The 733-nt window shown below is 47.3% G+C and carries 1 protein-coding gene; it reads left to right on the forward strand.

All coding sequences use genetic code 11. The features are described from left to right. Positions 1-733: SDR family oxidoreductase (locus ACS8FC_RS17220; RefSeq protein WP_439297680.1), on the forward strand; the 733-nt coding region annotated here is incomplete at both ends.

Consider the following 733-nt stretch of genomic DNA (forward strand, 5'->3'; position numbering starts at 1 on the left):
TGGTCAGGCTATGGTCAAGCAGCTGGTACAAGAGACAGCTGCAGATCAAACTGACGGCGCATCTGCTAAAAGTCATAGCACACAAGTATTCGCCACTTATCATCGCAGTGAGCCTAACTTTGAATCAGAAAACCTTCATTGGTTACCCATGAATATCATTGATGAAGAAAGCATCAAAAAAGCGGCCGACACCATCAAACAGACAGTCGGTCATGTCGATTGGGTGATCAACTGCGTAGGATTACTACATACAGAGGCTGCGCAACCAGAAAAGGCGTTGCGGCAAATTGAAACAGAGTTTTTTCTGCAAAATATGCAAATCAATGCACTAGCAAGCTTGCTTATAGCCAAGCATATCAAACCTTTGCTCACCAAAGCTGAACGCAGCGCTGAGCATCCTGCGATTTTTGCGACCATATCAGCTCGTGTCGGTAGTATCACGGACAACCAACTCGGCGGCTGGTATAGCTATAGAATGAGTAAGGCGGCGCTCAATATGGGGATGAAAAATTTGAGTATCGAATGGGGCCGATCACTCAAAGAAGTGTGCGTAGTCGTCATGCAACCGGGCACCGTGAATACCCAATTGTCCGCGCCGTTTCAAGGCAATGTCGCTGAAGGACATCTATTCTCGCCAGCGTATAGCGCTGAATGTTTATTGGAAGTGCTATCAGGGATGACGGCTGCCCAATCAGGTAGTTTTGTCGATTGGGCAGGAGAATCGATACCTTGG

The organism is Psychrobacter sp. 1Y4 (assembly GCF_051847555.1).